Genomic DNA, 21,938 nt, shown 5'->3' on the forward strand with positions numbered 1-21,938 from the left:
TCCATGTTAAACGTATCTCTCATTTGAATGAGTCATAATCGAGTAGTGAACAATATAAGTTAACAGGGCCTATCAATAAGCATTAGGCTTTTTGATAACGTAAAACAGGCTTTCTGGCAGCCGTGGTTTCATCAAGGCGACCAATAACTGTTGTATGTGGGGCTTCCTGAACAATTTCCGGATTTTCCTCTGCTTCTTTTGCAATTTGAAGCAGTACATCACAGAACTCATCAAGTGTTTCTTTTGATTCTGTCTCCGTAGGTTCAATCATCATACATTCCTCAACGTTAATTGGGAAATAGATCGTTGGCGGGTGGTAACCAAAGTCTAGCAGTCGCTTTGCCATATCAAGCGTTCTGACACCAAGTTTCTTTTGTATTTTTCCTGAAATCACGAATTCATGCTTGCAGTGCTGTTCATAAGGTAACACAAAGGCATCTTGTAAGCGTCTCATCATATAGTTAGCATTTAATACCGCATTTTCCGATACTTGCTTTAAGCCTTCTGGCCCCATAGTACGAATATACGTATATGCTCGAACATTGATACCGAAGTTACCATAGTAAGGCTTTACACGACCAATGGACTGAGGACGGTCATACTCGAAACGATAGGCAGTATTCTCCTTCACGAGTACGGGCTTAGGAAGATAAGGAATTAAATCAGATTTAACACCAACCGGTCCAGATCCAGGTCCACCACCACCATGAGGTCCAGTGAAAGTTTTGTGTAGATTTAAGTGCACAACATCAAAACCCATATCTCCAGGACGAGCAGCCCCCATAATAGCATTCATATTTGCACCATCGTAATATAGCTTTCCACCTGCGTTATGAATAATTGACGCCATCTCTGTAATCTGTTCTTCAAATAGTCCAAGTGTATTTGGATTTGTCAGCATCAGCGCAGCCGTATCTTCATCTACTACACGTTTTAAATCTTCAAGATCAACTAGACCTTTTTCATTTGATTTCACTGTCACTGCCTCAAAACCAGCAACTGTTGCAGAAGCAGGGTTTGTACCGTGAGCTGAATCTGGAACAATGACCTTTGTGCGATTGAAATCACCGTTCGCTTCATGATAAGCACGGATCATCATTAATCCTGTCCATTCTCCGTGAGCACCTGCTGCAGGTTGAAGCGTTACTTCATCCATACCTGTTACAGCCACGAGGTTTTCCTGAAGATTGTACATCATTTCTAGCGCACCTTGAACGCCCTCCTCTTCTTGAAGCGGATGTATGAAGGCAAAGCCAGGATACCTTGCTACATCTTCGTTAATTTTTGGATTGTACTTCATCGTACAAGACCCAAGTGGATAGAATCCAGAATCCACTCCATGGTTACGCTTAGACAAGGCTGTATAATGACGCATCAATTGTAATTCTGACACTTCTGGTAACTCTGGTTCTGTTTTACGATTAAACTCTTCTGGCAACCACTGATCTAAATCCATATCAGGAACATCAAGTTCAGGTAGACTATAAGAAATACGCCCCGGTTCACTTAGTTCAAATATTAATGCCTGATCTTTACTCATTGTGCTCCCCCCACTTCTTTTACGAATGCATCAATTTCTTCTTTCGTCCGATTCTCTGTAACGGCTACAAGCATATGATCCTTCAATTCTGGATAATCTCTCCCAAGATCATATCCACCAATAATCCCTTTTTCTAATAACTTTCGATTAAGATCTTTAACCGAACCGTTTAATTTAATCACGAATTCATTGAAGTACACTCCATCAAAAACGGTTTCAGCTCCCGCCTGTTTCAGCTGACTTTTCGCATAATAAGCTTTCTTCATATTTTGCTCTGCCATATGTCGAACGCCTTCTTTACCAAGAGCACTCATAGCAACTGAAGAGGCAAGAGCATTCAACGCCTGATTGGAACAAATATTAGAAGTCGCTTTATCCCTTCGAATATGTTGCTCGCGTGCTTGTAAGGTTAGAACGAAACCGCGCTGTCCATTATCATCAGTTGTTTGCCCAATCAAACGACCTGGTACTTTTCGCATCAGTTTTTTTGTCACTGCGAAATAACCACAATGCGGTCCACCAAATTGTGCCGGAATTCCAAACGGTTGACAATCTCCAACAACGATATCTGCCCCCATCTCTCCTGGAGGAGTTAAACGACCAAGGGCAAGCGGGTTACTTGAAACAACAAACATCGCTTTTTGCTCATGGACAAGCTTTTCAATTTCGGGTAAGGGCTCTAACTGACCAAAAAAGTTCGGGTACTGAACCATAACACATGCAGTATCTTCGTCGATTTCATTTTTCAATTTATTAAGATCTGTACACCCATTCATCGTATCTACTTCAACCACTGAAAGACGCTGTCCACGCGCATATGTATCAATAACAGCACGGGCTTCAGGATGTACGCTCTTTGAAACAATGATCTTTTTCTTTTTAGTTTGTCCAGCACTGAGCAGACCAGCTTCGGCAAGAGCAGTTGGACCATCATACATCGAGGAATTCGCAACATCCATTCCAGTAAGTTCGCTTATCATTGTCTGAAATTCAAAAATGGCCTGCAATTCCCCTTGTGAAATTTCAGGTTGATATGGAGTATAAGCTGTATAAAACTCTGAGCGACGAATCACATGATCTACAACAGAAGGAATGGCGTGATCATAAACGCCAGCACCAAGAAAAGATACATTCTCCTGTGTATTCGCATTTTTAGAAGCCAGTTTTGACATATATCGAATCAGTTCAGGTTCAAATAACTGTTTCTCTACTTTAAGATCTCCCTTAAAACGAATAGCCTCCGGAATATCTTCAAAAAGAGCTTGGACAGAGTCCACTCCAATTGTTTCAAGCATTTCCTTTCGATCTTGATCAGTTGTCGGCAAGTAGCGATGTTTCATATGTTTTTCTCCTCCTCTATTTCCCTTTATTTCTGTCGTTTATAAAATGGTGATGGAACAACTTTAGCTCCCACACGTTTGTTACGAATTTCAACATCTAGCTCAGTACCCATTTCTGTAAACTCTTTCTTTATTAATACAAGACCAACATTTTTCTTCAAAGTTGGAGATTGTGTCCCAGTAGTAACTTCGCCAATCAATTGTTCCCCTTTGTAAACAGGATAGTGGGTCCGCGGAATCCCGCGCCCAGTCATTTCAATCCCAACTAACTTTCGCTCAAGACCATTTTCACGCTGACTTAGTAGAACAGATTTTCCGATGAAATCAGCTTCTTTACTAGTTTTAACAGCAAAACCTATTCCCGCTTCTAGCGGAGAAATATCTTTCGTTAACTCCTGCCCATAAAGAGCTAGCTTTGCCTCAAAGCGAAGCGTATCGCGAGCCCCAAGGCCACAAGGTAGAATATTTTCTGGCTCCCCCGCAGCAAGAATCGCCTTCCACAGTGAAGGGGCATCCTCCCAAGAAGTATACAGTTCAAAACCATCTTCACCCGTATAGCCGGTTCTAGACACTAACGTATTAATGCCCTCAATCACGACTTCATTCTGAAATTTAAAGAAACCGATAGTTGAAAGATTCACCTCCGTTAGACGTTGGAGAATCATCTCTGCTTGTGGACCCTGAATAGCAAGTTGGGCCATCTGACTTGATATGTTCTGAATAGAAACTCCTTCGATAAGGTGTTTTTCAAGCCAGTCAAAATCTTTCTCAGTGTTAGCGGCATTAACTACCAATAAATAATGGTGTTCTGAGTGCTTATACACAAGAAGGTCATCCACAGTTCCGCCATCTTCATAGCACATTGCTGTATATTGAGCACCGTTGACCTTTAGTTTGCTTATATCATTTGTCATCATCTTTTGAAGGTAATGAAGCGACTGTTCACCACTAACATCAATTTCTCCCATATGAGAAACATCGAATAAACCTGCTCTCGTTCTAACGGCCTCATGCTCTTCTTTAATACTTGAAAACTGAACCGGAAGAGCCCATCCTCCAAAATCAATTGTTTTAGCGCCCATAGCTTTATAGGTTTCAAATAATGGTGTTTTTAATAGTTCACTCATCTTATTCCCTCCTAAAATCATTCATCTTAAAAAGCGTTTTACCGAAGCATAAAAAAGGACAGAGAAAACCGCTTTAAGTAGCGCGGTTTCTCTGTCCCGTTGACCTGAAAGTTTCTCCTCACATTACGCGAGAATTACATCTTTGGCGGCTATAAAAGCTCTCTCCAGAGGTGCGTCTAGCAAGAGTCTTTTTGCCTGAGAGATTCACAAATTTGTTTGCTCCTTCGGCGCTGCATATAGCAGTCTCTCCTCTTGCTTTCATTCGCCTATTTTCAGTTTTAAGGTATTGGATTCTACTGATTGATTCATACTAATAGTGCTTTCGATTTCAATCCTACCACTACCATAGTGGCATTGGCAACAATCTTTTTAATAATGAAAGTATTTTAACTAATATATTAAACACGAACATTATTATACATTAATCACGTATCATTCGTAAATAATCTTTATCGAGAAAGGGTTTTCATTTTGAGAACAGAGTTGAAATTTGATCAAGAGTGGACAAACAACTTTCTGAAACAAATTGATGAAGACGGCCCCTGGGCTAACTGGGACCTTTTTAAACTGGCTATTGAGGCTGAGCATCATACAACCATCCCCACTTTCGCAGGCTTACAGGCGCCATCACATCTCCCTCATTTAACACCACATCCTTACCAGCTTGAAGCAGCTCGGCGAGTTGTAGAGGAAATGAACGGAAAAGCGATTCTAGCAGATGAAGTTGGACTTGGAAAAACCATTGAAGCTGGTTTGATTATTAAAGAATATATGATTCGGGGTCTTGTCAAAAAAGTCCTGATCCTTGTTCCGGCATCATTAGTATCACAATGGGCTATTGAATTAAATCAAAAATTCTACATTCCAGCTGTAGTCCAGAGGAAAAGCTATGTATGGGATCAATGTGACGTTGTGGTTTCATCGATAGATACAGCTAAACGAGAGCCTCATCGCTCAATAGTTTATGAGCAGAACTACGACATGGTTATTATCGATGAAGCACATCGTCTAAAGAATAGTCGTACAAAAAATTATGAATTTGTACAGCACTTACCTAAAAAGTTCTGTCTGCTATTAACGGCTACCCCTGTTCAAAATCGTCTTGATGAAGTCTTTAACCTTGTATCATTATTAAAACCAGGACATCTAGGAAGCTTGGAAAATTTCGAAAAAGACTACAATGGTAAAGAAAAAAAGCTCGAAGACGAAGAAAGGCTTCGCGCTCTCATTCAAAAAGTGATGGTCAGAAACCGGCGTGAAGATACCGGAATGGACTGGCCAGAACGTATTGTTCAAACAGTACCTATTACTTTCTCACCTGAAGAAGATGAGCTTTATCGTTCAGTCGAAGCGCTAAAGAAACAGCCAGTGGCTACGAGAAGTCAATTCTCGATCATCACTTTACTAAGAGAAATCTGTTCAAGCCGCGAAGCAGCATATATGACATTAAAAAAAATGCTTGATAAAGAACACCTTGACGACTCTTCTCAAACTCTCATTCAAATGTTAATTAAAAAAATTGAAGGAGTGCCAACAAATTCAAAAGCAGAAAAGGCCCTTGAATTGGTTCAATCAATCGAAGGTAAGGTCATTATTTTCACAGAATATCGAGCGACTCAATTATATTTACAGTGGTTTTTAAAAGAGCATGGAATTACGTCTGTCCCATTTAGGGGTGGATTTAAACGGGGAAAAAAAGACTGGATGAGAGAACTCTTCAAAAATCACGCAAAAGTCCTCATTGCAACAGAAGCAGGGGGAGAAGGAATCAATCTTCAATTCTGTCAGCACGTTATCAACTACGATCTACCTTGGAACCCAATGAGAATTGAGCAGCGCATCGGTAGAATACATCGGCTTGGGCAAGAAAGCGATGTGCACATTTATAATTTTGCTACGAAGCATACAGTTGAAGAGCATATCCTTACCCTCTTATATGAAAAAATTCAACTATTTGAAAGTGTTATTGGACAATTAGATGAGATTTTGACACGACTTGGTATGCGCGATATTGAAAAGCATATTTCTGATATACTTCTACACTCTGAAAGCGAAGGAGAAATCCGAATTAAGATGGAGAATATTAAAGAGCTTATCAATTATCAGAAGGAGGAGACAGATGCAACAAGAAAATATTCATAATTATCTGCGCTCGTATTTTCTTGCCAATGACTGCCAGATTCGAGAAGAAAAATCCGGCTATCTTGACGTCCAATTAACGATTGATCTTGATAAAGAACTAATGAACCGCCCTTTTTATTGGCACTATCTTGAGAAGACTGGTGGTACTCCTCGACCAATGACACTCACCCTAATTACAAACCAATCAAGCGATGAAAAAGGGGAGTTCGTTCACTTTGGTGCACCAAGACTACATCAAATTTTCTCATCTACTAAAAAGCTTGCGTCCTCTATCCGACTTTTTGAGGATGTGCAAACAAATTATCAACAACAATATTCTCTTCATCCATGGCTCTGCCTTAATATTAAAATATCTTATCAGTGTGATCGAAAGAAACACCGTCTCCTCTCCCTCGGTCTACACCTTGTAAGCGGAGCGGTTGTTGATGACTTTCACCAGTTATTACTAACAAAGAAACTCACTCCTAAAATTCCAGATTATGCTTTTACAATAACGCCAATTATTAAACCCTCAAGCGGCTTGAAGAGACTTGAAGATGTGGTAGAAATGCTTATTTCACAGGAGGATTTAGAATGGGCAGAAGAAGCAAAAATGAGATGGGCCACTGATTTAAACCTTCTTGATCAATTTTATAACGGAAAAACCAATGATCAGAGCTATCAAGTTGAAAGAGATGCTCTTCGAAAACAATATGAGCCAACAATTACGGCAGAAATAATTAACGGGGGCATCTTTCATTTAGCACCAGGTATTGAGTCACATCCTTCCTAAACGTAGAATGTTAAAATTAGCGAATCCATACAAAAAAGCTCAGACGAGTCAGTCCGAGCTTTCATGTTTCTTTTTTTTAACAAACATTGAAATCGACATAGGGATAATGCCAAACCATCGAAACAAAAATGGTTGCTTTTTGGCTTTTTTGACAGCACGCTGTTGCTGCCTTTCCTCTTTTGGTTGATCAATATAAGACACAACTTGCTGAGTCATATATTTCACAAGATCATTTGATGACATCCTGATCACCCTTTAATAGTTGTCTTCTATTTTAAGGATGCCCATTTATTCTTTGTTTAACCAAGCAGGTTACATATTTCCTTTACAATTCCCCCTACTGAACGTTTCGTTGTGTCAATTTCATATTCAGCTTCACGATAGAGTGATAATCGCTCTTTGAATATCGTATGAACCTTATGTTCTAGATCCGCTCCAGCAAGTAAAGGCCTTGATGTATCACCTTCAAGTCGCTTTATGATTTCTTCTGGTTCACAATGTAAGTAAATCACCGTTCCATTTTGCTTCATAAATGTTCGATTTTCTTCTTTTAAAACAATCCCACCGCCTGTACTAATGATCACGTTTTCAGTTGGTAGATCTTTTAGAGAGGCTGATTCATACGTTCTAAAAGCAAATTCTCCTTCCTCTTCAAAAATGGCAGGAATGGTCTTGCCTTGCATTTTCGTAAGATGCTCATCTGTATCAACCGATTTCAGCGATAACGCTTGAGATAATTCCTCACCTATAGTTGTTTTGCCAGAGCCCATAAATCCTGTTAAATAGACCGCTCTCATGTTGAACCTTCACTCCATTCTACGACTTGCTTCATCATTTGATTGTATTGAAAAGACGCAGCTACGCGTATTCCATTATCCGTCGTTCCACTCAACGTAATTTGCAATACATCAGAAGAAGAATTAATCACAGCGCGAACTGTACCTTCATTGTACGTAAACGTTCTCTCCGCACTAGATCCCCCTGTTTTCTGTATATATGAAATTGTATCTTTCATACTAAGGACTAGCAAGGTCTGCTTCTTAATTTCTTCCTCTTCACGATCAAGAAAAACTCGCTCATTTTGTGTCACATTCCATAAATGAAAAACAAACCCAAGAAGCAGCGTACTAATCATCATCATCATAGCCGTCATATAACCTTTTTCATTAAGGTTTATGAGACATTTGAAATATAGCGCGCTTTTCTTTCTGTCCATCAGCAAGTTCCACCTCAACAATCACTCTTCCATCAGTTACTTCAAGAAATAACTCCCGAATGTTCTGTAATACAATTTCATGCCCAGCATTGTTTACTCTACGCCGAATAGACGATCCGTAGCGTTCGTATCGTATAGTTGTTCCGTTCTTCGACAACACCTCAATTCCGCCATTATGGATCTGAATTCGAGAAGATTCACGAACTTCTTTAGAAAACAAATGAAAGAACAATTGTGCTTCCTCATGCTGAAAATCTGCATTCACTTCTTGTAAAGAAGCGTTCATTATCAAAGGAAGCACACATACAATCGCAATGAGAATGGTCACAGTTAACATCAATTCTAGTAATGTGATTCCTTTTTCATTCATTATCTTGCGGTAAGCTTTTACATATCATTGATTCAGTTTTTACTCCGCTATCAAAAGAAACACACACTTTATCAACTATTACTAAAAAGGAAAATTTGGAGCCTTCAACGGTTTCGCTTGCAGGTAGAATTCTCCCCTCCAAGACCATTCCCCTCCAGTATTGATCAAGCAATATCACTGCAGTTTTTCGCACATGTATCACCTCTCGCTCTTCATAAAGATGGGTATAAATCGGTAATACACTTGAAGATAAGATCGTTAAGATAGAGAGACCCGTTAATGCATCAAGCAAAGAATATCCTTTACAACTTCTTAATATAGAAACGACCAGCTCCCACCTGCACCACAAGTTTATACTCCTCCTTGCCATCCTTTATATAAAGTGTTCCTGCTTTTTGAACGTTTCCATTCCCCCCAAACACAATTTGATACCCCATTGTTCCTTCATCAATCGTAATATGTTCTGGAATTTCATTCGACTTCACTACCGTAGATGCGGTGCCCTGTATACTATACGACCCTTTACTAGGTGAAATGGAAAATCGATACGAGGATTTATTTACATATGCAAGCTCCTGGGTATACCTTAGATCTGATTGGATGTCGTCTAGAAAATGTCGTGTGGAAGAAGCATTTTGTGTAGGGGAAATGTGTAGAAAGATCAGACATAGAAGAATTGATAAAACGGAGAGAACAATCATCATTTCTAGCATGGTGTAGCCAAAAGAATTTCTGAATTGTACACGAAAAAACATTAGTTAGCTAGCTTTACCTTCCCATCGGCGACGGTTAACTCTTCACCTCCAGGACAAGTTACTTCATCCATGTCTAGGTATTCTTGTGAAACAAGATCATCGATTGAAGTTGGATAGGATCCAAAATTCGCTTTATACGCCGCTACCTGTGTTTGGGCAACTTTTATTGTGGCCTCGCAGCTTTTCGCCTCAACAACCTCATTGTTTTTAGTTAATCCTGGTACCGCAATTAAAAGCAATATTGAAATGATCATAATAACAATCATCATTTCAATTAGCGTAAACCCTTTCTCATCTTTAATAAAACCTAACCATTTCCTTATTTTCATTTACAATCTCCCCTTTAAATATTTTGCAAATAATAAAACATGGGTAAAAGAATAGACATAAACATCAACATAACGACAAGACCAACACCGACAAAACTAACTGGTTGCAAAATCATAAATCCTTTTTTTACCAACTCCTCAAACCGTTCACCGATCACCTCCCCATATAAGATTAGCTCTCTTCCTAAATTCCCACTTGCCTGGCCATGCATTAAAATTTCTTTAAATTCAGGAACATACAAACGTGGCTGATCAAATAAAACCTCTAATTTTTCACCACGCATTAATGATCGTGAAACACGTTCGGCTTCTTCTTGAAAAAACACAAAGTGAGATTGTTTAGTTAATAACGAGAAAGCTTCTGCAATTGAAAGACCGCTTTGAAGTAGGAGCCCCAGGTGAAGAGAGGTATGATGTGTCAGATAAAGAGGAATAAAAAAATGCACGAACGGAATTTTACTGTAGACAAGCATTTTGTGTACAGCTGAACTTTTCTTGTTTTTTATCAAAGTGGAAAGGTAAAGGACAATAGAAAGTAAAATTAAACCGACAAAAATAGCCGGAGTAAATCTAACGAGCGTCATAAAAAATCTTGAAATAAAAGGGAGTGGAACATCAAGGGAGTGGTAGAGCGTATTAAATTGAGGTAATAAATACTTTCCTACGACAAACAGCATGATCGCTGTCATCCAAAATAAAAAGATGGGGTAAGCAAGCGTACTTCTAAGTCGTTTTTGCCATTCACTTCGCGTTTTCATCAACTGACCGGATGCCGAAATACCGGTTGCAAAATCTCGCTGCTCAGACATATATAAATAGGATAAGATATCTGCTGGAAACTGAAAATCTGCTAAAACATCGTGAAAGGAATCACCACCCTTAAGTCTGATAATAATCATTTCAATATTTGATCGAATATGGTCGTTTTGATATAAGGCGTATACCTCCAAACATTTGGCAAGTGAGTATCCTTCCTCAAGCATCTTCCCTATACGACAAAGAAAATCTGCTTTACGGTCAAGCTTCCATTTGAATCGTTTCACGATTAAATAAACCCAACTCCTTCTCGACAGTCTCTTTTTGAATATAACCTAGGGCATAAGCTCGAAGAATGTAATCTTTAATGGTGGATTGACCAGGGATCGATAAAAGATCTGGATGATCGAGGGCTTTTTGAAGGTGAAGACCAGCGAGAATTTCAACGACAGCAAGTTTTCTTCGTGTTCTTCGCTTTAGACACTCCAGAGAGCATACTTGACAATAGGGACACTTTAGGGGAACAAGTCGTTGAGTGGCGACTCCTCTTAACGTTTGAGTAATATTATGAAGAGGAATACCAAACTCAAGTAATCTTGGAATGCACTCTAGCGTACTTCCGGTGTGTAGCGTTGAAACCACAAGATGCCCCGTCATGCTAGCTCGAATAGCGAGTTGGGCAGTTTGTTCATCTCTTATTTCCCCGACGACAAGAATATCTGGATCATGCCTGAGCCCAGCTTTGAACCCCTCATAATAAGATAGTCCAGCTTTCTCATTGACTTCCATTTGAATAAAATCAGGATTGCGCTTTTCGATGGGATCTTCAATTGTAAGAACTCGCCTATGCCGCTTAACGCTGAGAGTTTGAAGGAGGGAATACATCGTTGTAGTTTTTCCAGAACCTGTTGGTCCTGTAATCATAAATAAGCCACTGTTACAACTTACGATTTGGAGAAGTCGAGTTGCAGTTGAGGGGAAAAGAAAGAGTTCCTTAAAGGAGTGGGTTTCATCTTGCGGAAGGATACGAACGACAAGACTTTCGTGATAAGGGGTGGGAATCGTTGAGAGTCTTAAGTGGAGTTTTCTTGGATATAGAACCATATCCATGGCCCCATTTTGTGGGCGACGCTTCTCTCCAATATCCATACCACTGAGGAATTTAAAATGAGACAATAGCTTTTCTGCTACCAACATAGGAAGCCAAAGCGCATCATAAAGTCTATTATCAACACGAAATTGAATCAACGCTCCTTTTTCTTTCGGATGAAAGTGTACATCTGAGGCCCCTACTTCCACCGCCTGCTTAATAATATCCTTTCCTTTTTCTTCAATGTTCAGCAAAAACACACCTTCCTTTCATATAAATTGACAGCAAAACCAGTCACGATTTTTAAATCGTAAAGAGAAGGATTCGCCAGGTAAATGGCAATTCCTTCTTAATAAAGAAATTTCTTTTTGACTAGCCCTCAATAATGATTTGGGGTTTATACTCAATATTCAATATCTAAATGACGCATCATTGAGAAAATCATGAACCTTTGTTTCAAATAATGCTTTTTCTTCAAGAAAAGGATAATGATTGCTTTGATCAAAAATAGCCAGTTGGGCATTTGGAATTCCATCTGCTATTTCTTCCGAAAATAATAAAGGACACTGGACGTCATGCTTCCCACATGCTATTAAAGTTGGGGCAGATATTATATTAAGTTGTTTCGTTACATCAAATTGGATGATTTCGCGGGCAAAAAAGTTCATCCGATTTGTTGCCATCTTTTTATTTATTCGTTTTGAAAAATAGTCTTGATATTTTTCTGGCAAATAAAGAGACAGCTTGGTTCTGTCTCTGGTGATCCTTTCCCGCTCATCATCACCAAGTCTCGAGTCTTTTAGTTTTTCTATGTAATGCTGCATGATGTGATAATTCTCATGCGCAGAGTTATATATACACGCTGACGACGAAGAACCATATTCTCTAGCTGCAGCTCCTACTATTATTATGGCTGTAAGCGAACGGGAAGCATGAATTCCATATACACAACCAAGCATCCCTCCCGTAGAATGACCAGCGAATGTCCACTGTTTAACTCCAAGAGCTGATCTAACACTTTCAAGATCAAATACAGTCTCCAACATAAAATACTCATAAGGTGCGTTTACAGAATCTGAATGACCCGCATCCTTTAAATTAACTAAGTAGACTTTATGACTAGTCGTAAACGTATCTGCAAAATAGTCTCCGCTTTCATTAAATTGAGAGTACAAGTGCGTCACACATAATGGAGGACCGTTCCCTTTGATAAAAACTTCAAAAGTCCCTCGCTTTGTATTAATAAGCGTTTGTTTCCACATATAGACCACTCCCTTTACTTAGGTTGCGTGAATCCCGTCATCCTATAATAACCGCTGTTCCATAAGCTATAATTTCTGATGCGCTTGACATTACAGCTGAAGACTGAAGGCGAAAACCGACAATCGCATTTGCTCCCTTTCCCTCAGCATCTTTGACCATTCTTGCGATAGCTCTTTGCCGTGCTTCCGTCATCATTTCTGTATATTCTGTTATTTCTCCCCCTACTATTGTTCGAAGACTTGCTAGTATGTCTTTCCCTACGTGTTTGGATTGAACTGTGCTCCCACGAACATACCCAATTACTTCCTTGATCTCTTTCGTTGCTATCTCATCAGTAGTTACGATCATCATCACTTTTTTCTCCTCTCTCCATCGATCTTCGTTCTTTTATTAGTACAAGAATTAAAAATAAAAGTGAAAGAACATATGCCAACGCAACAATCGGCACCCAAACTTTCTGGATAAAGAACATTACTACAATAAGGAACTGAAATACAGAGGCGCTAATTATAAGGAAAATCTTCATTATGCTCTTCCCTTTCATTCTTCAATTACTACTTAAAGAATACCTTATTAGGATCTACTTTACTTCGTTTTCTCTGAAAATTTCGCCTTTATTAGTGAACATTTTTATTTTTCACTAATTAATTAAAAAATCTTTAACAAACTACAAAAAAGCGATACGCAGAAGTTTTCCGCATATCGCTGTGACATGGATTATGATGCTATCTTATTCAAATAAGCAGTAGGACATTCCTAAAACATACATTACTTATTATTATTTAAAGTGCTAACTCAGAAAAAAGATACCATTACAATTCGCACCTTCAATGTAAGTATAAGTTACTGATTCTCTGATCATACTATCAGAGAAATACATGATTGGGCTATAGCCAAGCGGTAAGGCAACGGATTTTGATTCCGTCATGCGCTGGTTCGAATCCAGCTAGCCCAGCCAATTTCTTATGAAACCACCGCGAGTTTTTTCTTTCGCTGTTTTAAGTTCTGAAGTCCTGATTTGTTATAGCCCACAATCAGTTTTTTTCCATTTGTTACGATAGGTCTTCTAAGAAGTTTTGGTTCGTTATGCATAAGCTCTAACATCTCTGTTATGGTTAAATCGTCAATTTCAACATTTAGCTTTTTAAAGGAGCTACTCCTTCTAGCTAGAATCTCTTCAATTCCGTCAGTAGAAAGAGTGATAATTTCTTTTAGCTCTTCAATGGAAGGTGTGTCTTTAAATAAGTGACGCTCCTCAAAATTAACGCCATTTTCTTTTAACCAGGTTTTCGTTTTTCTACATGAGGTACAACTTGGATAAGTGTAAAACAATAATTTATCTTCCAATTTAAATCCTCCCCGTTACGTTTTCCGTTAATAACTAACATTACCCACATTATACAACACTTAAACAAATATTGTACAAGAAAAAGATTTGTATTTTTGTGAACGATTTGGGATAATAAATTGGAACCCTTTTCAAGGTTAAATAAGGAAAGTCATTATTTTGCCATGAGACTAGCATTTACTTTTCTACAGAACCTCATATATAATACGATATGTATGAGGAATGAACGAGCAAGGGAGGAACTTTTATGCCTAGAATGTACCGAGTTTTAGCTTTCTGGACCGGCATTTTCTCACTAATGGGCTTTGTTGGTGAGATGCCAGTATTGGGATTGCTGTTCCTTGGCCAGGCCGGCATGTTTTTAGCGTTAAGTTATTTAAACTTAACAGAACGTACTTATCTGTATATTTTTGGTGTATACTTAACTTTATTTATGGTCGGTTTTTCATACTGGTCAGTGTTCATGATGACGCCTGGATCAGGCGGACATTAATTCGAACGAAAAAAGACGATGCTCATGCATCGTCTTTTTTTCTTTGGCGCTTTTCTTGAATCATGACAAGAAACTGATTTGATTCTGCTAACCATCTAATTGCTCGATTTTGTTTTTGTTCATTAGAAAACGGTTTATCTGGATTGACTTGCTTAATAAAGCTTAATAGATCATGCTTCAAAAGAAACTGTCCCTGCGGCAAGCACTCAAGCCATTCTAGTCCATTTTCTATTCCAATCTTTTCAATTGCATCAATAGAAACATGGGTGGTTAAATCCATTTCCCCTGGATACTGAAGAACGTCTTCCATTAATTGGTGTTTCCTGTACCCGCGCAGACTCCCCCTTTTCCTTGCAGGATGTTGCCATTCCTCGTTCGTGTAGCCGTAGTCAATTGTATAAACTTTCCCCTCGGAAATCCATTCACCAGTCTTATAAAGCCAATCGCTCATGATCAAGGGTACTTCAAAGCGTTGATCTTCCGCAAGAACAACGTCATGATGATTTAACCATTTGATTAGCTTTGCATCTGTACAAGGTTTGTAGATCTCCCTAAAAGAACCACGATGATCTATTCCCACACACACTTCGTACAATTGATTTTGAAATTTCTCTACAACCCGAACAGGAAAAGCATCTAACAGTTCATTGGATAAAAGAATACCGTTTAATATAGGTACGTCATTCTTTATTTCAGAAAGTGAAGAATACATTCTCACGTTAAGCCCGTGCACCTTTTCTTTAATTAGACGACGATGGTATTGACTTGCTTCTATCACACAATAAGTTAGTTGATGAAAAAGTGCCTGGTCTTTTTGTTTCACTTCATCAAGAAAGGAGGCAATGAAGTTCCCATCACCAGACCCTGCATCAACAATGAAAGGTTCAAGATTATGCTTGTGAATATCGGCAATCAGAACCCGAGCCATAACTCTAGGAAAAATATCATGAACACTTGTAGATGTATAGAAATCACCGTTTCGACCTGTTTTAGGTTGATTTACCTGGTAATAGCCATACCGCTCATGATAAAGAGACAGCGTCATAAATTTCTCGAACGATATAGCGCCTCCAGGACTACGCTCGATCTCCTTCATGATTTCATCCCTTAAAGACGTCATTTATAAAGAAAATCCATTTAGAAACGGATTCTCTACCATCTCCACTTCTATTGTCGTAGACGGTCCATGACCAGAGGCTACAATCGTTTCTTCTGGTAATACTAGAAGGCGGTTATGTATACTGTTCAGCAGCTGCTTTTGATTTCCACCAGGAAGATCAGTTCTTCCTACGCTACCTGCAAAAAGGGCATCACCTGAAAAGACTAGATTAACGTCTTTAAAATAAAATGAGACGCTACCAGGTGAATGTCCTGGCGTTTCAAATACCTCAAATTGAAACGGTCCAATTGTCATTTCCCCTTCACTTTCAATTAAATGATCAGCCGGCTTACCTTCAATATTATCAACTACCGGAAACAGCTTAGAGCCATTTAAAGAAGCATCTGAAAGCCATTTTTCCTCATAAATATGTAAGTAAACTGGGATTTGATACGTTTCTCTTATCAGATCCACCGCTCCAATATGATCGAAATGAGCATGAGTTAAAAGAATAGCGATTGGTTTTAGTTCTAGCTTTTCCACTTTCCTTTTGATTCGACCACCTTCAGCTCCCGGATCAATGATAAGAGCCTCATTTTGCTCATTCCATAAGAATCCTGCGTTTGCTTGCACCGGCCCAACAGCCATTTGTTTCCATTCCATTGTCATCGCCTCCATTGAAAGATTATGTTTCTTATTCTACACTATACAAAAGGTTGTACCAAAGGAGATGTTTATGTTGAAAAACATGTATGGCGTAGAAATGAATCCCCCAAATAATAAACTACCTGGCTTCATAGCCCAGATAGTGAAAAAGACAGCCGAACTTGCAAAAGTGTTTGATCGAGATAAACAGCTCGTTATTCTAAATGATCGTGAAGAAGCTGTTGCTCTTCAGGAATACTACATTTCAAAAAATATATTTCAAGAGTTCTACTCACTTCTATACCTTTCTCCAAACACAGAAATAACTCCCTCTTTTTCAGATTATGGCTTTGTTTCTCAAAACAATGAGTATTTTCTTTATAAAAAGATGATCTCCTGCTTCACTATAAGGAACGGAGAGCAGTCGCAAATCGAAATGGCGATTCTTCAAATGGAAGAGCATTTGATTTGCAAAGAGGGTGAACTCTTTTTTGTTGATCATATGTCCATTGAACTAATGGAGGGTATTGCTCGAGCTTATAACATTGAACTTACATTTTTGGTTGAATAACACCTCGACAAACGAAAAGAAAACGGTTAAAATAAGAAAGGACTTATCGTACATACCACGCAAGTTAGAAAAATTTATGATTTAACCATGCAACAGCTATTTTACGGGTATACTGATAAAGAGTGCATGGATAGGGAGGTATTCCAAATGGGGTTAGCAATTATTTTTGCAATCGTTACGTTATTTTGCGTATGGGGCGTATTCCGTTCTCTTCGTGAAAAGAACTTTATGGGCCTTGCCTTTGCAGGATTAACAGTGCTTGTATTCGGCGCCTTTACTGTTGCCACAATGATCGATATACTTTTCGGATCTGGGGGCGGCGGAGGCCACTAAAAAAACAGCCATTTAGGCTGTTTTTTTATTTTGAAGAAAAATGAAAAGAATAAGCTTATGAACCTGTCACAGCATAGCAAAACAACCAGTAATCAACTAAATGATGACAGGCACTTATTCTAAGTGCCTGTTTACCGAATCAAGTTTATCATCCATCTTAACCTTTTTATCACGACGATCATCTATACGAAGGTTAGTAGCGACACGCTCTATCCCCGCTTGAAAAGGTGCCTCATGTATGGCATGGACCACCTCGAGAAGATCTGCTATTTCCCCTTCAATAAGAGTGCTCATTGGTGTTAACCTATAAGTAACTCGATCTGAATAAGATTCAAGAATTTTCTGTACCTCAGCTACATATTTGCTGACACTAGGAGTTTCTGTACCAATCGGAATAACCGTAACGTCTACAATTGCCATTATTTATTTCCTCCTTTGACTTCTAATAACTGCATCTTTCGATTATAGAAAAAGCGATATGTAACTAACGATATAATCATCGCACATATGGAAACGGATGAGAAGATGCTTATCGATATTACAATTTGATATCGTATAGCTTCAATGGGCGAAGCGCCACCTAGAATAAGTCCTGTCATCATACCGGGCAATTGTACAAGACCAATCGTTTTTAATCCATCTACGTTAGGGATCATAGCCGCACGAATTGTTTTCCTTATGATCATTTGAGAAGCTTGTGACGAATTTGCCCCAAGTGACAACGCTGCAAGAATTTTCCCTTTGCTATCATGAAACTCATTTTTCATTCTCTCAAATGCTAGACCTGTTGCAACCATACTATTACCAATAATCATTCCACTCATTGGAATGACTTGTTCTGATTTAAATGGAATGATATCAAAAATAATCCATAGTGAGAGAACAAACACTTCAATCAATATGAGAGAACAAAGAGATAGCAGAAAGGCATAGGGTATACCCTTTCCTCTTTTGGCAGCTTGTAGAGAAGCAATGACCAGCATAACCGCTACCCAAAGTCCTATTCCCTGCCAATCAGGCATTGAAAACAAAAAAGTAAGAATGTATCCTATAAAAAATAATTGAACTACCCCACGTAAGGAGGACCAAATCGCGGATTTGCCAATTCCTAGTGAAAATAAATAAGAAAGAGACACGGGGATCATGACAAAGAGAATCATCGTTAATAAAGATAGATTTGATATTTCAGTCATTGGTTATCCTTCCAAAAAGTGCTTTAAAGCATCTGATTTAGGCGATTGAAACAATATTTTCGTTTCTCCTTGTTCTTCAATCTTTCCTTCATTCATAAAGAGAGTATATGAACCAAGCCTCTTCGCCTGTTTTAGATCATGTGTAATCATTAGAATCGTTTTCCCTTCTTCATTTACAAGTGTATGTAACAATTCTTCCATCCAATCAACTGTACGCATATCAAGCGCACTAGTCACCTCGTCTAATAACAACACCTCAGGATTATTAGCAAGCGTTCTCGCAAATGCCACTCTTTGCTCTTCACCACCAGATAAATTTTCCACATCTTTTGTTAAAAAATCGCGAGGTAATTGAACTTTCTCTAATAGTTGAATGCCCATTTTTTCATTCCATTTCTTTTCTAGAAGCGGTCCAAACTTTAAATTATCTTCAATTGTTCCATTAAATAGGTGAGCCTGTTGAAAGACCATCCCAATATTTCGACGTAGCTTATTGATTGGAAATTCATCTAGCTTCTTTCCTTTAAAGAGAATTTCACCTCTATCAGGATCCTCTAATCGGTTCAGCAACATCAATAAGCTACTTTTTCCAGCGCCTGAAGGGCCGATGATCGTTGTTAATGATCCTTCTAGCATATCAAAATGAATATCTGACACACGTTCATTATTCACATTTTTCACTTCAATTATTTTATTCATGAGACGACCTTTCCTTACTGTAAATTAACACCATTATTCTATCATGCATTGATGACCTATGATACGAAAGTGCCTTTCGTGTATAGCTTATGTATTTTCGACCTTCTCATCCTAAAAGACAACCCCAAATAAAAAACTCTGCGCAGTGCAGAGCTATTGTTTCATTCCACTTATTAGCTTTTGCCTATGCGCAGAGTGGTTCGTAGGTCCAATTCCATTACCTATAGAAAGAGAATTTGCAATGGCTGCTGTAATAAATTCTTTTGCAGTTGAGACCGCCTCTTGTATTGTTCGTCCTTTCGCAAGCTCTGCAGCGATGCAAGCAGAGAAGGTACATCCCGTTCCATGAGTATGTTTTGTATCAATTCGTTTAGACTCATAGTGATAAAAACGTTGGTTCGCATACAAAACATCTATAGAAGTTTCTCCATCCATATGTCCGCCTTTAACAAGGACAGCCTTTGCACCAAAGTCCTGTAGTGCCGCTGCAGCTTCTTCCATTTCTCGAACTGAAGTAATTGAGTCGCCACCTAATAACTCCGAAGCTTCAGGAATATTTGGTGTAATAATAGTACCAAGAGGAATGAGTTCTTCCTTCATGGCACGAATCGCCTCTTTTTGAAGGAGTGATGCTCCTCCCTTTGCAATCATAACAGGATCAATCACAAGGTTTGGCACCTGGTATTCTCTTATCTTCTTAGCAACGCCCAAAATAATATCACTAGAGAAAAGCATACCAGTTTTCACAGCATCTGTTCCAATATCCGATAGCACAGCATCTAACTGAGATTGAACCGCTTCTATAGATTGGGGATAAACATTGTGAACCCCTAGAGTATTTTGCGCTGTAAGTGCCGTTATGGCACTCATCCCAAACACCTCACGCTCTTGAAATGTTTTTAAATCGGCCTGAATACCAGCTCCTCCCCCACTATCAGATCCAGCTATCGTAAGTGCTTTACGCATAAAACTCACTCCTTCATTATATAACCTGGAAACGATCAGGTCGAAATTGACCGATCCCTATTTCACTAACACTTCCATCGATTTCATCAGCTACAATCTTTGCTGTAACAGGACTAAGTAAGATTCCGTTCCGATAATGACCAGTGGCTAAAATAACCTTAGGTTTATGATCTAGCTTTCCGATAATAGGAAAGCCATCTTGAGTAGCAGGTCTTAACCCCGCCCACTTATGAAATGGATTTTTCTGCTGTAAGGCAGGCATCACTTGCTTACTCCATTTCTCAAGTCTTCCTACACCATGTTCCGTAACAGCTGTATCAAAACCAGCGATGTCCTCCGAAGCACCAGCAACAACTGATCCATTTGCTTTCGCTACAAGATAGCCTTGACTTGTAAAAATAATGTGATTGAGAGATGGGGCTTCATATGCGCAAATTTGTCCTCGTATTGGATAAATTGGCAACGTCAAACCAAGTGCTTCCTCCCAGTACATAGACCATGCTCCTGCAGCAAGAACAACTCGATCGCTTTCGATCCGTTGACCTTTTACCACAACGTTATTCTCTTCAAACGTCGCCTCTCCCGCATTCTCTATCACCCGAACACCTAACTTGCGACAAGCATCTAAAAGTGCTGAGACGTAGCCAGGAGCATAAATATGTGACTCTTCTGGACACCATAATGCTGCAACAACATCTTGAGAAAGGCCTGGCTCTTTCTCTCTTACTTCGTCAGCATTTAATATTGTAGATTCGACGTTAAACTTACGTTGCCAGGCCTGCTTTGTCTCAAGAGACAGCCGATCAGCCTCATGATAGATACAATAAAGACTGCCGCTCTCGCTATATTCAAAATCAACATCTGAATTCTGTTTGATTTCTTCCTGCCATTTCGGGAAAAGCTTTAAACTATTTTGGCAAAGCCTGAAAAAATCATCTGGATCTTCTTCAATTTCCGAATAAGGCGCAAGCATGCCTGCAGCTGCACCTGAAGCTTGCCCCCCACACTTATGAGCTTCTACTACAGTCGTTTCATGTCCCCTCGTACGGCATTCATAGGCAATGGAGAGACCAATCACTCCGCCTCCTACAATCGTAATGTTAGCCATGATCGCCCTCCTTCTATTAATTTCGTACTGGACTACTTGCAGTGGCGTACTTCTTTTTAGGAATTCTTCCTGCAACGTAAGACAATCTTCCTGCTCTAATAGCCAACTTAACTGACTCAGCCATCATGACAGGGTTTCTCGCTTTCGCTATGGCTGTATTAAGGAGGACTCCATCTGCCCCAAGCTCCATCGCTTGTGTTACATCAGATGCATGTCCAAGACCCGCATCGACTATGACTGGTACCTTCAGTTGTTCTGTAATTAGTTCAATATTGTATGGATTTAAGATGCCGAGACCAGTTCCAATAGGAGATCCACCTGGCATGACAGCCGCTGCACCTGCTTCTTGTAGTCGATAGCAAAGTGCTGGATCATCAGAAGTATACGGTAAAACAACTAAACCTTCTTTAGCAAGAACCTCTGTAGCTTTCAAAGTTTCCACCGGATCAGGGATTAGCATTTTTTCATCACGACTAACTTCGATTTTTATCCAATCACTTAAGCCAGATGCTTTTGCTAAACGAGCGATGCGAATGGCTTCTTCAGCAGTCGTAGCTCCGGAAGTATTGGGCAAATAGTGAAATGATTGATTCTCGATGTGCTGTAAAATCGCATCTTCATTTGGTGCAGTAAGATTCACTCTTCGAATAGCAAATGTGAGAACTTCTGCTTCAGAAGCTTCAATTGCTTTATTTTGAACATATGGATTTGGATATCTTCCCGTGCCAAGAAACAATCGTGAAGAAAGTTCTTTACCGGCTATTGTTAATTTATCATTCATTC

The 21,938-nt window shown here is 39.2% G+C and carries 28 protein-coding genes, 1 tRNA gene and 1 riboswitch; of the genes, 6 read left to right on the plus strand and 23 right to left on the minus strand.

Features of this window, described 5'->3' with window-relative positions; all coding sequences use genetic code 11:
- Positions 1–82 precede the first annotated feature (82 nt).
- The 3 genes from gcvPB to gcvT are packed head-to-tail and all read right to left on the minus strand — an operon-like array spanning position 83 to position 4,007.
- On the minus strand, positions 83–1,540 hold the full coding sequence (gene gcvPB / locus AC0VYH_RS14220) for an aminomethyl-transferring glycine dehydrogenase subunit GcvPB (RefSeq protein ID WP_475372661.1): 1,458 nt from the start codon (positions 1,538–1,540) through the stop codon (positions 83–85).
- On the minus strand, positions 1,537–2,880 hold the full coding sequence (gene gcvPA / locus AC0VYH_RS14225; protein ID WP_475372662.1) for an aminomethyl-transferring glycine dehydrogenase subunit GcvPA: 1,344 nt from the start codon (positions 2,878–2,880) through the stop codon (positions 1,537–1,539). The genes gcvPB and gcvPA overlap by 4 nt, the downstream gene beginning before the upstream one ends.
- 26 nt (positions 2,881–2,906) lie before the next feature.
- Complete coding sequence (gene gcvT / locus AC0VYH_RS14230) at positions 2,907–4,007, minus strand: glycine cleavage system aminomethyltransferase GcvT (protein ID WP_194222133.1); 1,101 nt, start codon at positions 4,005–4,007, stop codon at positions 2,907–2,909.
- A gap of 173 nt (positions 4,008–4,180) precedes the next feature.
- Positions 4,181–4,269, minus strand: a riboswitch (glycine riboswitch).
- Between the two features lie 209 nt (positions 4,270–4,478).
- Here gcvT and AC0VYH_RS14235 point away from each other — a divergent pair.
- Positions 4,479–6,149 carry a DEAD/DEAH box helicase gene (locus AC0VYH_RS14235; RefSeq protein ID WP_194222134.1) on the plus strand — a complete coding sequence of 557 codons (1,671 nt, stop codon included), beginning with the start codon at positions 4,479–4,481 and terminating at the stop codon, positions 6,147–6,149.
- Positions 6,127–6,921, plus strand: a complete 795-nt coding sequence (locus tag AC0VYH_RS14240; RefSeq protein ID WP_194222135.1) for a YqhG family protein — start codon at positions 6,127–6,129, stop codon at positions 6,919–6,921. The genes AC0VYH_RS14235 and AC0VYH_RS14240 overlap by 23 nt, the downstream gene beginning before the upstream one ends.
- A 48-nt stretch (positions 6,922–6,969) precedes the next feature.
- On the opposite strand, the gene AC0VYH_RS14245 is transcribed toward AC0VYH_RS14240, so the two are convergent.
- From AC0VYH_RS14245 to AC0VYH_RS14295, 11 genes are all read right to left on the minus strand, one after another.
- Positions 6,970–7,164 carry a YqzE family protein gene (locus AC0VYH_RS14245; protein ID WP_194222136.1) on the minus strand — a complete coding sequence of 65 codons (195 nt, stop codon included), beginning with the start codon at positions 7,162–7,164 and terminating at the stop codon, positions 6,970–6,972.
- A 56-nt stretch (positions 7,165–7,220) separates the two neighbouring features.
- The gene (locus tag AC0VYH_RS14250; protein WP_194222137.1) at positions 7,221–7,718 is read right to left on the minus strand and encodes a shikimate kinase; all 498 of its coding nucleotides are present in this window, start codon (positions 7,716–7,718) and stop codon (positions 7,221–7,223) included.
- On the minus strand, positions 7,715–8,137 hold the full coding sequence (gene comGG, locus AC0VYH_RS14255) for a competence type IV pilus minor pilin ComGG (RefSeq protein ID WP_283153997.1): 423 nt from the start codon (positions 8,135–8,137) through the stop codon (positions 7,715–7,717). The genes AC0VYH_RS14250 and comGG overlap by 4 nt, the downstream gene beginning before the upstream one ends.
- Complete coding sequence (locus AC0VYH_RS14260; RefSeq protein ID WP_475365472.1) at positions 8,088–8,507, minus strand: competence type IV pilus minor pilin ComGF; 420 nt, start codon at positions 8,505–8,507, stop codon at positions 8,088–8,090. Before AC0VYH_RS14260 ends, comGG begins: the two co-directional genes overlap by 50 nt.
- A gap of 302 nt (positions 8,508–8,809) precedes the next feature.
- The gene (comGD, locus tag AC0VYH_RS14265) at positions 8,810–9,262 is read right to left on the minus strand and encodes a competence type IV pilus minor pilin ComGD (RefSeq protein WP_283153996.1); all 453 of its coding nucleotides are present in this window, start codon (positions 9,260–9,262) and stop codon (positions 8,810–8,812) included.
- Positions 9,262–9,591: a competence type IV pilus major pilin ComGC gene (gene comGC, locus AC0VYH_RS14270; protein ID WP_475365473.1), complete on the minus strand. Its 330-nt coding sequence runs from the start codon at positions 9,589–9,591 to the stop codon at positions 9,262–9,264. Before comGC ends, comGD begins: the two co-directional genes overlap by 1 nt.
- A 14-nt stretch (positions 9,592–9,605) precedes the next feature.
- Positions 9,606–10,634, minus strand: a complete 1,029-nt coding sequence (comGB, locus tag AC0VYH_RS14275) for a competence type IV pilus assembly protein ComGB (protein WP_475365474.1) — start codon at positions 10,632–10,634, stop codon at positions 9,606–9,608.
- Positions 10,609–11,691, minus strand: coding sequence for a competence type IV pilus ATPase ComGA (gene comGA, locus AC0VYH_RS14280; protein ID WP_475365475.1), 1,083 nt, complete (start codon positions 11,689–11,691; stop codon positions 10,609–10,611). Before comGA ends, comGB begins: the two co-directional genes overlap by 26 nt.
- A 156-nt stretch (positions 11,692–11,847) precedes the next feature.
- Entirely contained in the window at positions 11,848–12,699 is an 852-nt protein-coding gene (locus tag AC0VYH_RS14285; RefSeq protein WP_430244322.1) for an alpha/beta fold hydrolase, read from the minus strand.
- 37 nt (positions 12,700–12,736) lie between these two features.
- A complete protein-coding gene (locus AC0VYH_RS14290; RefSeq protein WP_194222145.1) occupies positions 12,737–13,051 on the minus strand; it encodes a YbjQ family protein in 315 nt (104 codons plus the stop codon).
- Positions 13,032–13,226: a hypothetical protein gene (locus AC0VYH_RS14295; protein ID WP_194222146.1), complete on the minus strand. Its 195-nt coding sequence runs from the start codon at positions 13,224–13,226 to the stop codon at positions 13,032–13,034. Before AC0VYH_RS14295 ends, AC0VYH_RS14290 begins: the two co-directional genes overlap by 20 nt.
- 357 nt (positions 13,227–13,583) lie before the next feature.
- On the opposite strand from AC0VYH_RS14295, the gene AC0VYH_RS14300 reads away from it, so the two are divergent.
- Positions 13,584–13,658, plus strand: a tRNA-Gln gene (locus tag AC0VYH_RS14300).
- Positions 13,659–13,663: 5 nt separating this feature from the next.
- On the opposite strand, the gene AC0VYH_RS14305 is transcribed toward AC0VYH_RS14300, so the two are convergent.
- The gene (locus AC0VYH_RS14305; RefSeq protein ID WP_475372663.1) at positions 13,664–14,047 is read right to left on the minus strand and encodes a Spx/MgsR family RNA polymerase-binding regulatory protein; all 384 of its coding nucleotides are present in this window, start codon (positions 14,045–14,047) and stop codon (positions 13,664–13,666) included.
- A gap of 248 nt (positions 14,048–14,295) precedes the next feature.
- On the opposite strand from AC0VYH_RS14305, the gene AC0VYH_RS14310 reads away from it, so the two are divergent.
- A complete protein-coding gene (locus tag AC0VYH_RS14310) occupies positions 14,296–14,541 on the plus strand; it encodes a DUF2626 domain-containing protein (protein ID WP_098444207.1) in 246 nt (81 codons plus the stop codon).
- A gap of 22 nt (positions 14,542–14,563) precedes the next feature.
- Here the strand turns inward: AC0VYH_RS14310 and AC0VYH_RS14315 are convergent, their stop codons facing one another.
- Together AC0VYH_RS14315 and AC0VYH_RS14320 are read right to left on the minus strand one after the other, a co-directional pair.
- Positions 14,564–15,637 carry an SAM-dependent methyltransferase gene (locus tag AC0VYH_RS14315; RefSeq protein ID WP_283153993.1) on the minus strand — a complete coding sequence of 358 codons (1,074 nt, stop codon included), beginning with the start codon at positions 15,635–15,637 and terminating at the stop codon, positions 14,564–14,566.
- A 24-nt stretch (positions 15,638–15,661) separates the two neighbouring features.
- A complete protein-coding gene (locus AC0VYH_RS14320) occupies positions 15,662–16,303 on the minus strand; it encodes an MBL fold metallo-hydrolase (RefSeq protein WP_371018260.1) in 642 nt (213 codons plus the stop codon).
- 73 nt (positions 16,304–16,376) lie between these two features.
- On the opposite strand from AC0VYH_RS14320, the gene AC0VYH_RS14325 reads away from it, so the two are divergent.
- Both AC0VYH_RS14325 and AC0VYH_RS14330 read left to right on the plus strand, forming a co-directional pair.
- Entirely contained in the window at positions 16,377–16,856 is a 480-nt protein-coding gene (locus AC0VYH_RS14325; protein WP_475365478.1) for a hypothetical protein, read from the plus strand.
- 147 nt (positions 16,857–17,003) lie between these two features.
- Positions 17,004–17,189, plus strand: coding sequence for a DUF2759 domain-containing protein (locus AC0VYH_RS14330; RefSeq protein WP_098444211.1), 186 nt, complete (start codon positions 17,004–17,006; stop codon positions 17,187–17,189).
- 114 nt (positions 17,190–17,303) lie between these two features.
- Here AC0VYH_RS14330 and AC0VYH_RS14335 read toward each other — a convergent pair whose 3' ends face one another.
- The 6 genes from AC0VYH_RS14335 to AC0VYH_RS14360 all read right to left on the minus strand — a co-directional run bounded on the left by AC0VYH_RS14335 (position 17,304) and on the right by AC0VYH_RS14360 (position 21,936).
- The gene (locus AC0VYH_RS14335) at positions 17,304–17,609 is read right to left on the minus strand and encodes an MTH1187 family thiamine-binding protein (protein ID WP_194222151.1); all 306 of its coding nucleotides are present in this window, start codon (positions 17,607–17,609) and stop codon (positions 17,304–17,306) included.
- Positions 17,609–18,382, minus strand: coding sequence for an ABC transporter permease (locus AC0VYH_RS14340; RefSeq protein WP_283153991.1), 774 nt, complete (start codon positions 18,380–18,382; stop codon positions 17,609–17,611). Before AC0VYH_RS14340 ends, AC0VYH_RS14335 begins: the two co-directional genes overlap by 1 nt.
- A 3-nt stretch (positions 18,383–18,385) precedes the next feature.
- On the minus strand, positions 18,386–19,081 hold the full coding sequence (locus AC0VYH_RS14345) for an ABC transporter ATP-binding protein (RefSeq protein WP_194222153.1): 696 nt from the start codon (positions 19,079–19,081) through the stop codon (positions 18,386–18,388).
- A gap of 153 nt (positions 19,082–19,234) precedes the next feature.
- Positions 19,235–20,047 carry a bifunctional hydroxymethylpyrimidine kinase/phosphomethylpyrimidine kinase gene (gene thiD, locus AC0VYH_RS14350; protein ID WP_194222154.1) on the minus strand — a complete coding sequence of 271 codons (813 nt, stop codon included), beginning with the start codon at positions 20,045–20,047 and terminating at the stop codon, positions 19,235–19,237.
- Positions 20,048–20,063: 16 nt separating this feature from the next.
- Positions 20,064–21,155: a glycine oxidase ThiO gene (gene thiO, locus AC0VYH_RS14355; RefSeq protein ID WP_475365480.1), complete on the minus strand. Its 1,092-nt coding sequence runs from the start codon at positions 21,153–21,155 to the stop codon at positions 20,064–20,066.
- A gap of 16 nt (positions 21,156–21,171) precedes the next feature.
- A complete protein-coding gene (locus AC0VYH_RS14360; protein ID WP_475372664.1) occupies positions 21,172–21,936 on the minus strand; it encodes a thiazole synthase in 765 nt (254 codons plus the stop codon).
- Between the last annotated feature and the right edge of the window lie 2 nt (positions 21,937–21,938).

The organism is Anaerobacillus sp. QJM3NY_32 (assembly GCF_056173645.1).

Bases quoted from the DNA above. Each gene is read 5' to 3' on its own strand.
- comGG (WP_283153997.1), bottom strand. From the start codon at position 8,137: ATGGACAGAAAGAAAAGCGCGCTATATTTCAAATGTCTCATAAACCTT.
- AC0VYH_RS14360 (WP_475372664.1), bottom strand. From the start codon at position 21,936: ATGAATGATAAATTAACAATAGCCGGTAAAGAACTTTCTTCACGATTG.
- gcvPB (WP_475372661.1), bottom strand. From the start codon at position 1,540: ATGAGTAAAGATCAGGCATTAATATTTGAACTAAGTGAACCGGGGCGT.
- AC0VYH_RS14330 (WP_098444211.1), top strand. From the start codon at position 17,004: ATGGGGTTAGCAATTATTTTTGCAATCGTTACGTTATTTTGCGTATGG.
- AC0VYH_RS14310 (WP_098444207.1), top strand. From the start codon at position 14,296: ATGCCTAGAATGTACCGAGTTTTAGCTTTCTGGACCGGCATTTTCTCA.
- AC0VYH_RS14315 (WP_283153993.1), bottom strand. From the start codon at position 15,637: ATGAAGGAGATCGAGCGTAGTCCTGGAGGCGCTATATCGTTCGAGAAA.
- gcvPA (WP_475372662.1), bottom strand. From the start codon at position 2,880: ATGAAACATCGCTACTTGCCGACAACTGATCAAGATCGAAAGGAAATG.
- AC0VYH_RS14325 (WP_475365478.1), top strand. From the start codon at position 16,377: ATGTTGAAAAACATGTATGGCGTAGAAATGAATCCCCCAAATAATAAA.
- AC0VYH_RS14250 (WP_194222137.1), bottom strand. From the start codon at position 7,718: ATGAGAGCGGTCTATTTAACAGGATTTATGGGCTCTGGCAAAACAACT.
- thiD (WP_194222154.1), bottom strand. From the start codon at position 20,047: ATGCGTAAAGCACTTACGATAGCTGGATCTGATAGTGGGGGAGGAGCT.
- AC0VYH_RS14245 (WP_194222136.1), bottom strand. From the start codon at position 7,164: ATGTCATCAAATGATCTTGTGAAATATATGACTCAGCAAGTTGTGTCT.
- comGC (WP_475365473.1), bottom strand. From the start codon at position 9,591: ATGAAAATAAGGAAATGGTTAGGTTTTATTAAAGATGAGAAAGGGTTT.
- comGD (WP_283153996.1), bottom strand. From the start codon at position 9,262: ATGTTTTTTCGTGTACAATTCAGAAATTCTTTTGGCTACACCATGCTA.
- AC0VYH_RS14290 (WP_194222145.1), bottom strand. From the start codon at position 13,051: ATGATGATCGTAACTACTGATGAGATAGCAACGAAAGAGATCAAGGAA.
- AC0VYH_RS14260 (WP_475365472.1), bottom strand. From the start codon at position 8,507: ATGAATGAAAAAGGAATCACATTACTAGAATTGATGTTAACTGTGACC.
- AC0VYH_RS14340 (WP_283153991.1), bottom strand. From the start codon at position 18,382: ATGACTGAAATATCAAATCTATCTTTATTAACGATGATTCTCTTTGTC.
- gcvT (WP_194222133.1), bottom strand. From the start codon at position 4,007: ATGAGTGAACTATTAAAAACACCATTATTTGAAACCTATAAAGCTATG.
- AC0VYH_RS14295 (WP_194222146.1), bottom strand. From the start codon at position 13,226: ATGAAGATTTTCCTTATAATTAGCGCCTCTGTATTTCAGTTCCTTATT.
- AC0VYH_RS14345 (WP_194222153.1), bottom strand. From the start codon at position 19,081: ATGAATAAAATAATTGAAGTGAAAAATGTGAATAATGAACGTGTGTCA.
- thiO (WP_475365480.1), bottom strand. From the start codon at position 21,155: ATGGCTAACATTACGATTGTAGGAGGCGGAGTGATTGGTCTCTCCATT.
- AC0VYH_RS14320 (WP_371018260.1), bottom strand. From the start codon at position 16,303: ATGGAATGGAAACAAATGGCTGTTGGGCCGGTGCAAGCAAACGCAGGA.
- AC0VYH_RS14285 (WP_430244322.1), bottom strand. From the start codon at position 12,699: ATGTGGAAACAAACGCTTATTAATACAAAGCGAGGGACTTTTGAAGTT.
- AC0VYH_RS14240 (WP_194222135.1), top strand. From the start codon at position 6,127: ATGCAACAAGAAAATATTCATAATTATCTGCGCTCGTATTTTCTTGCC.
- AC0VYH_RS14335 (WP_194222151.1), bottom strand. From the start codon at position 17,609: ATGGCAATTGTAGACGTTACGGTTATTCCGATTGGTACAGAAACTCCT.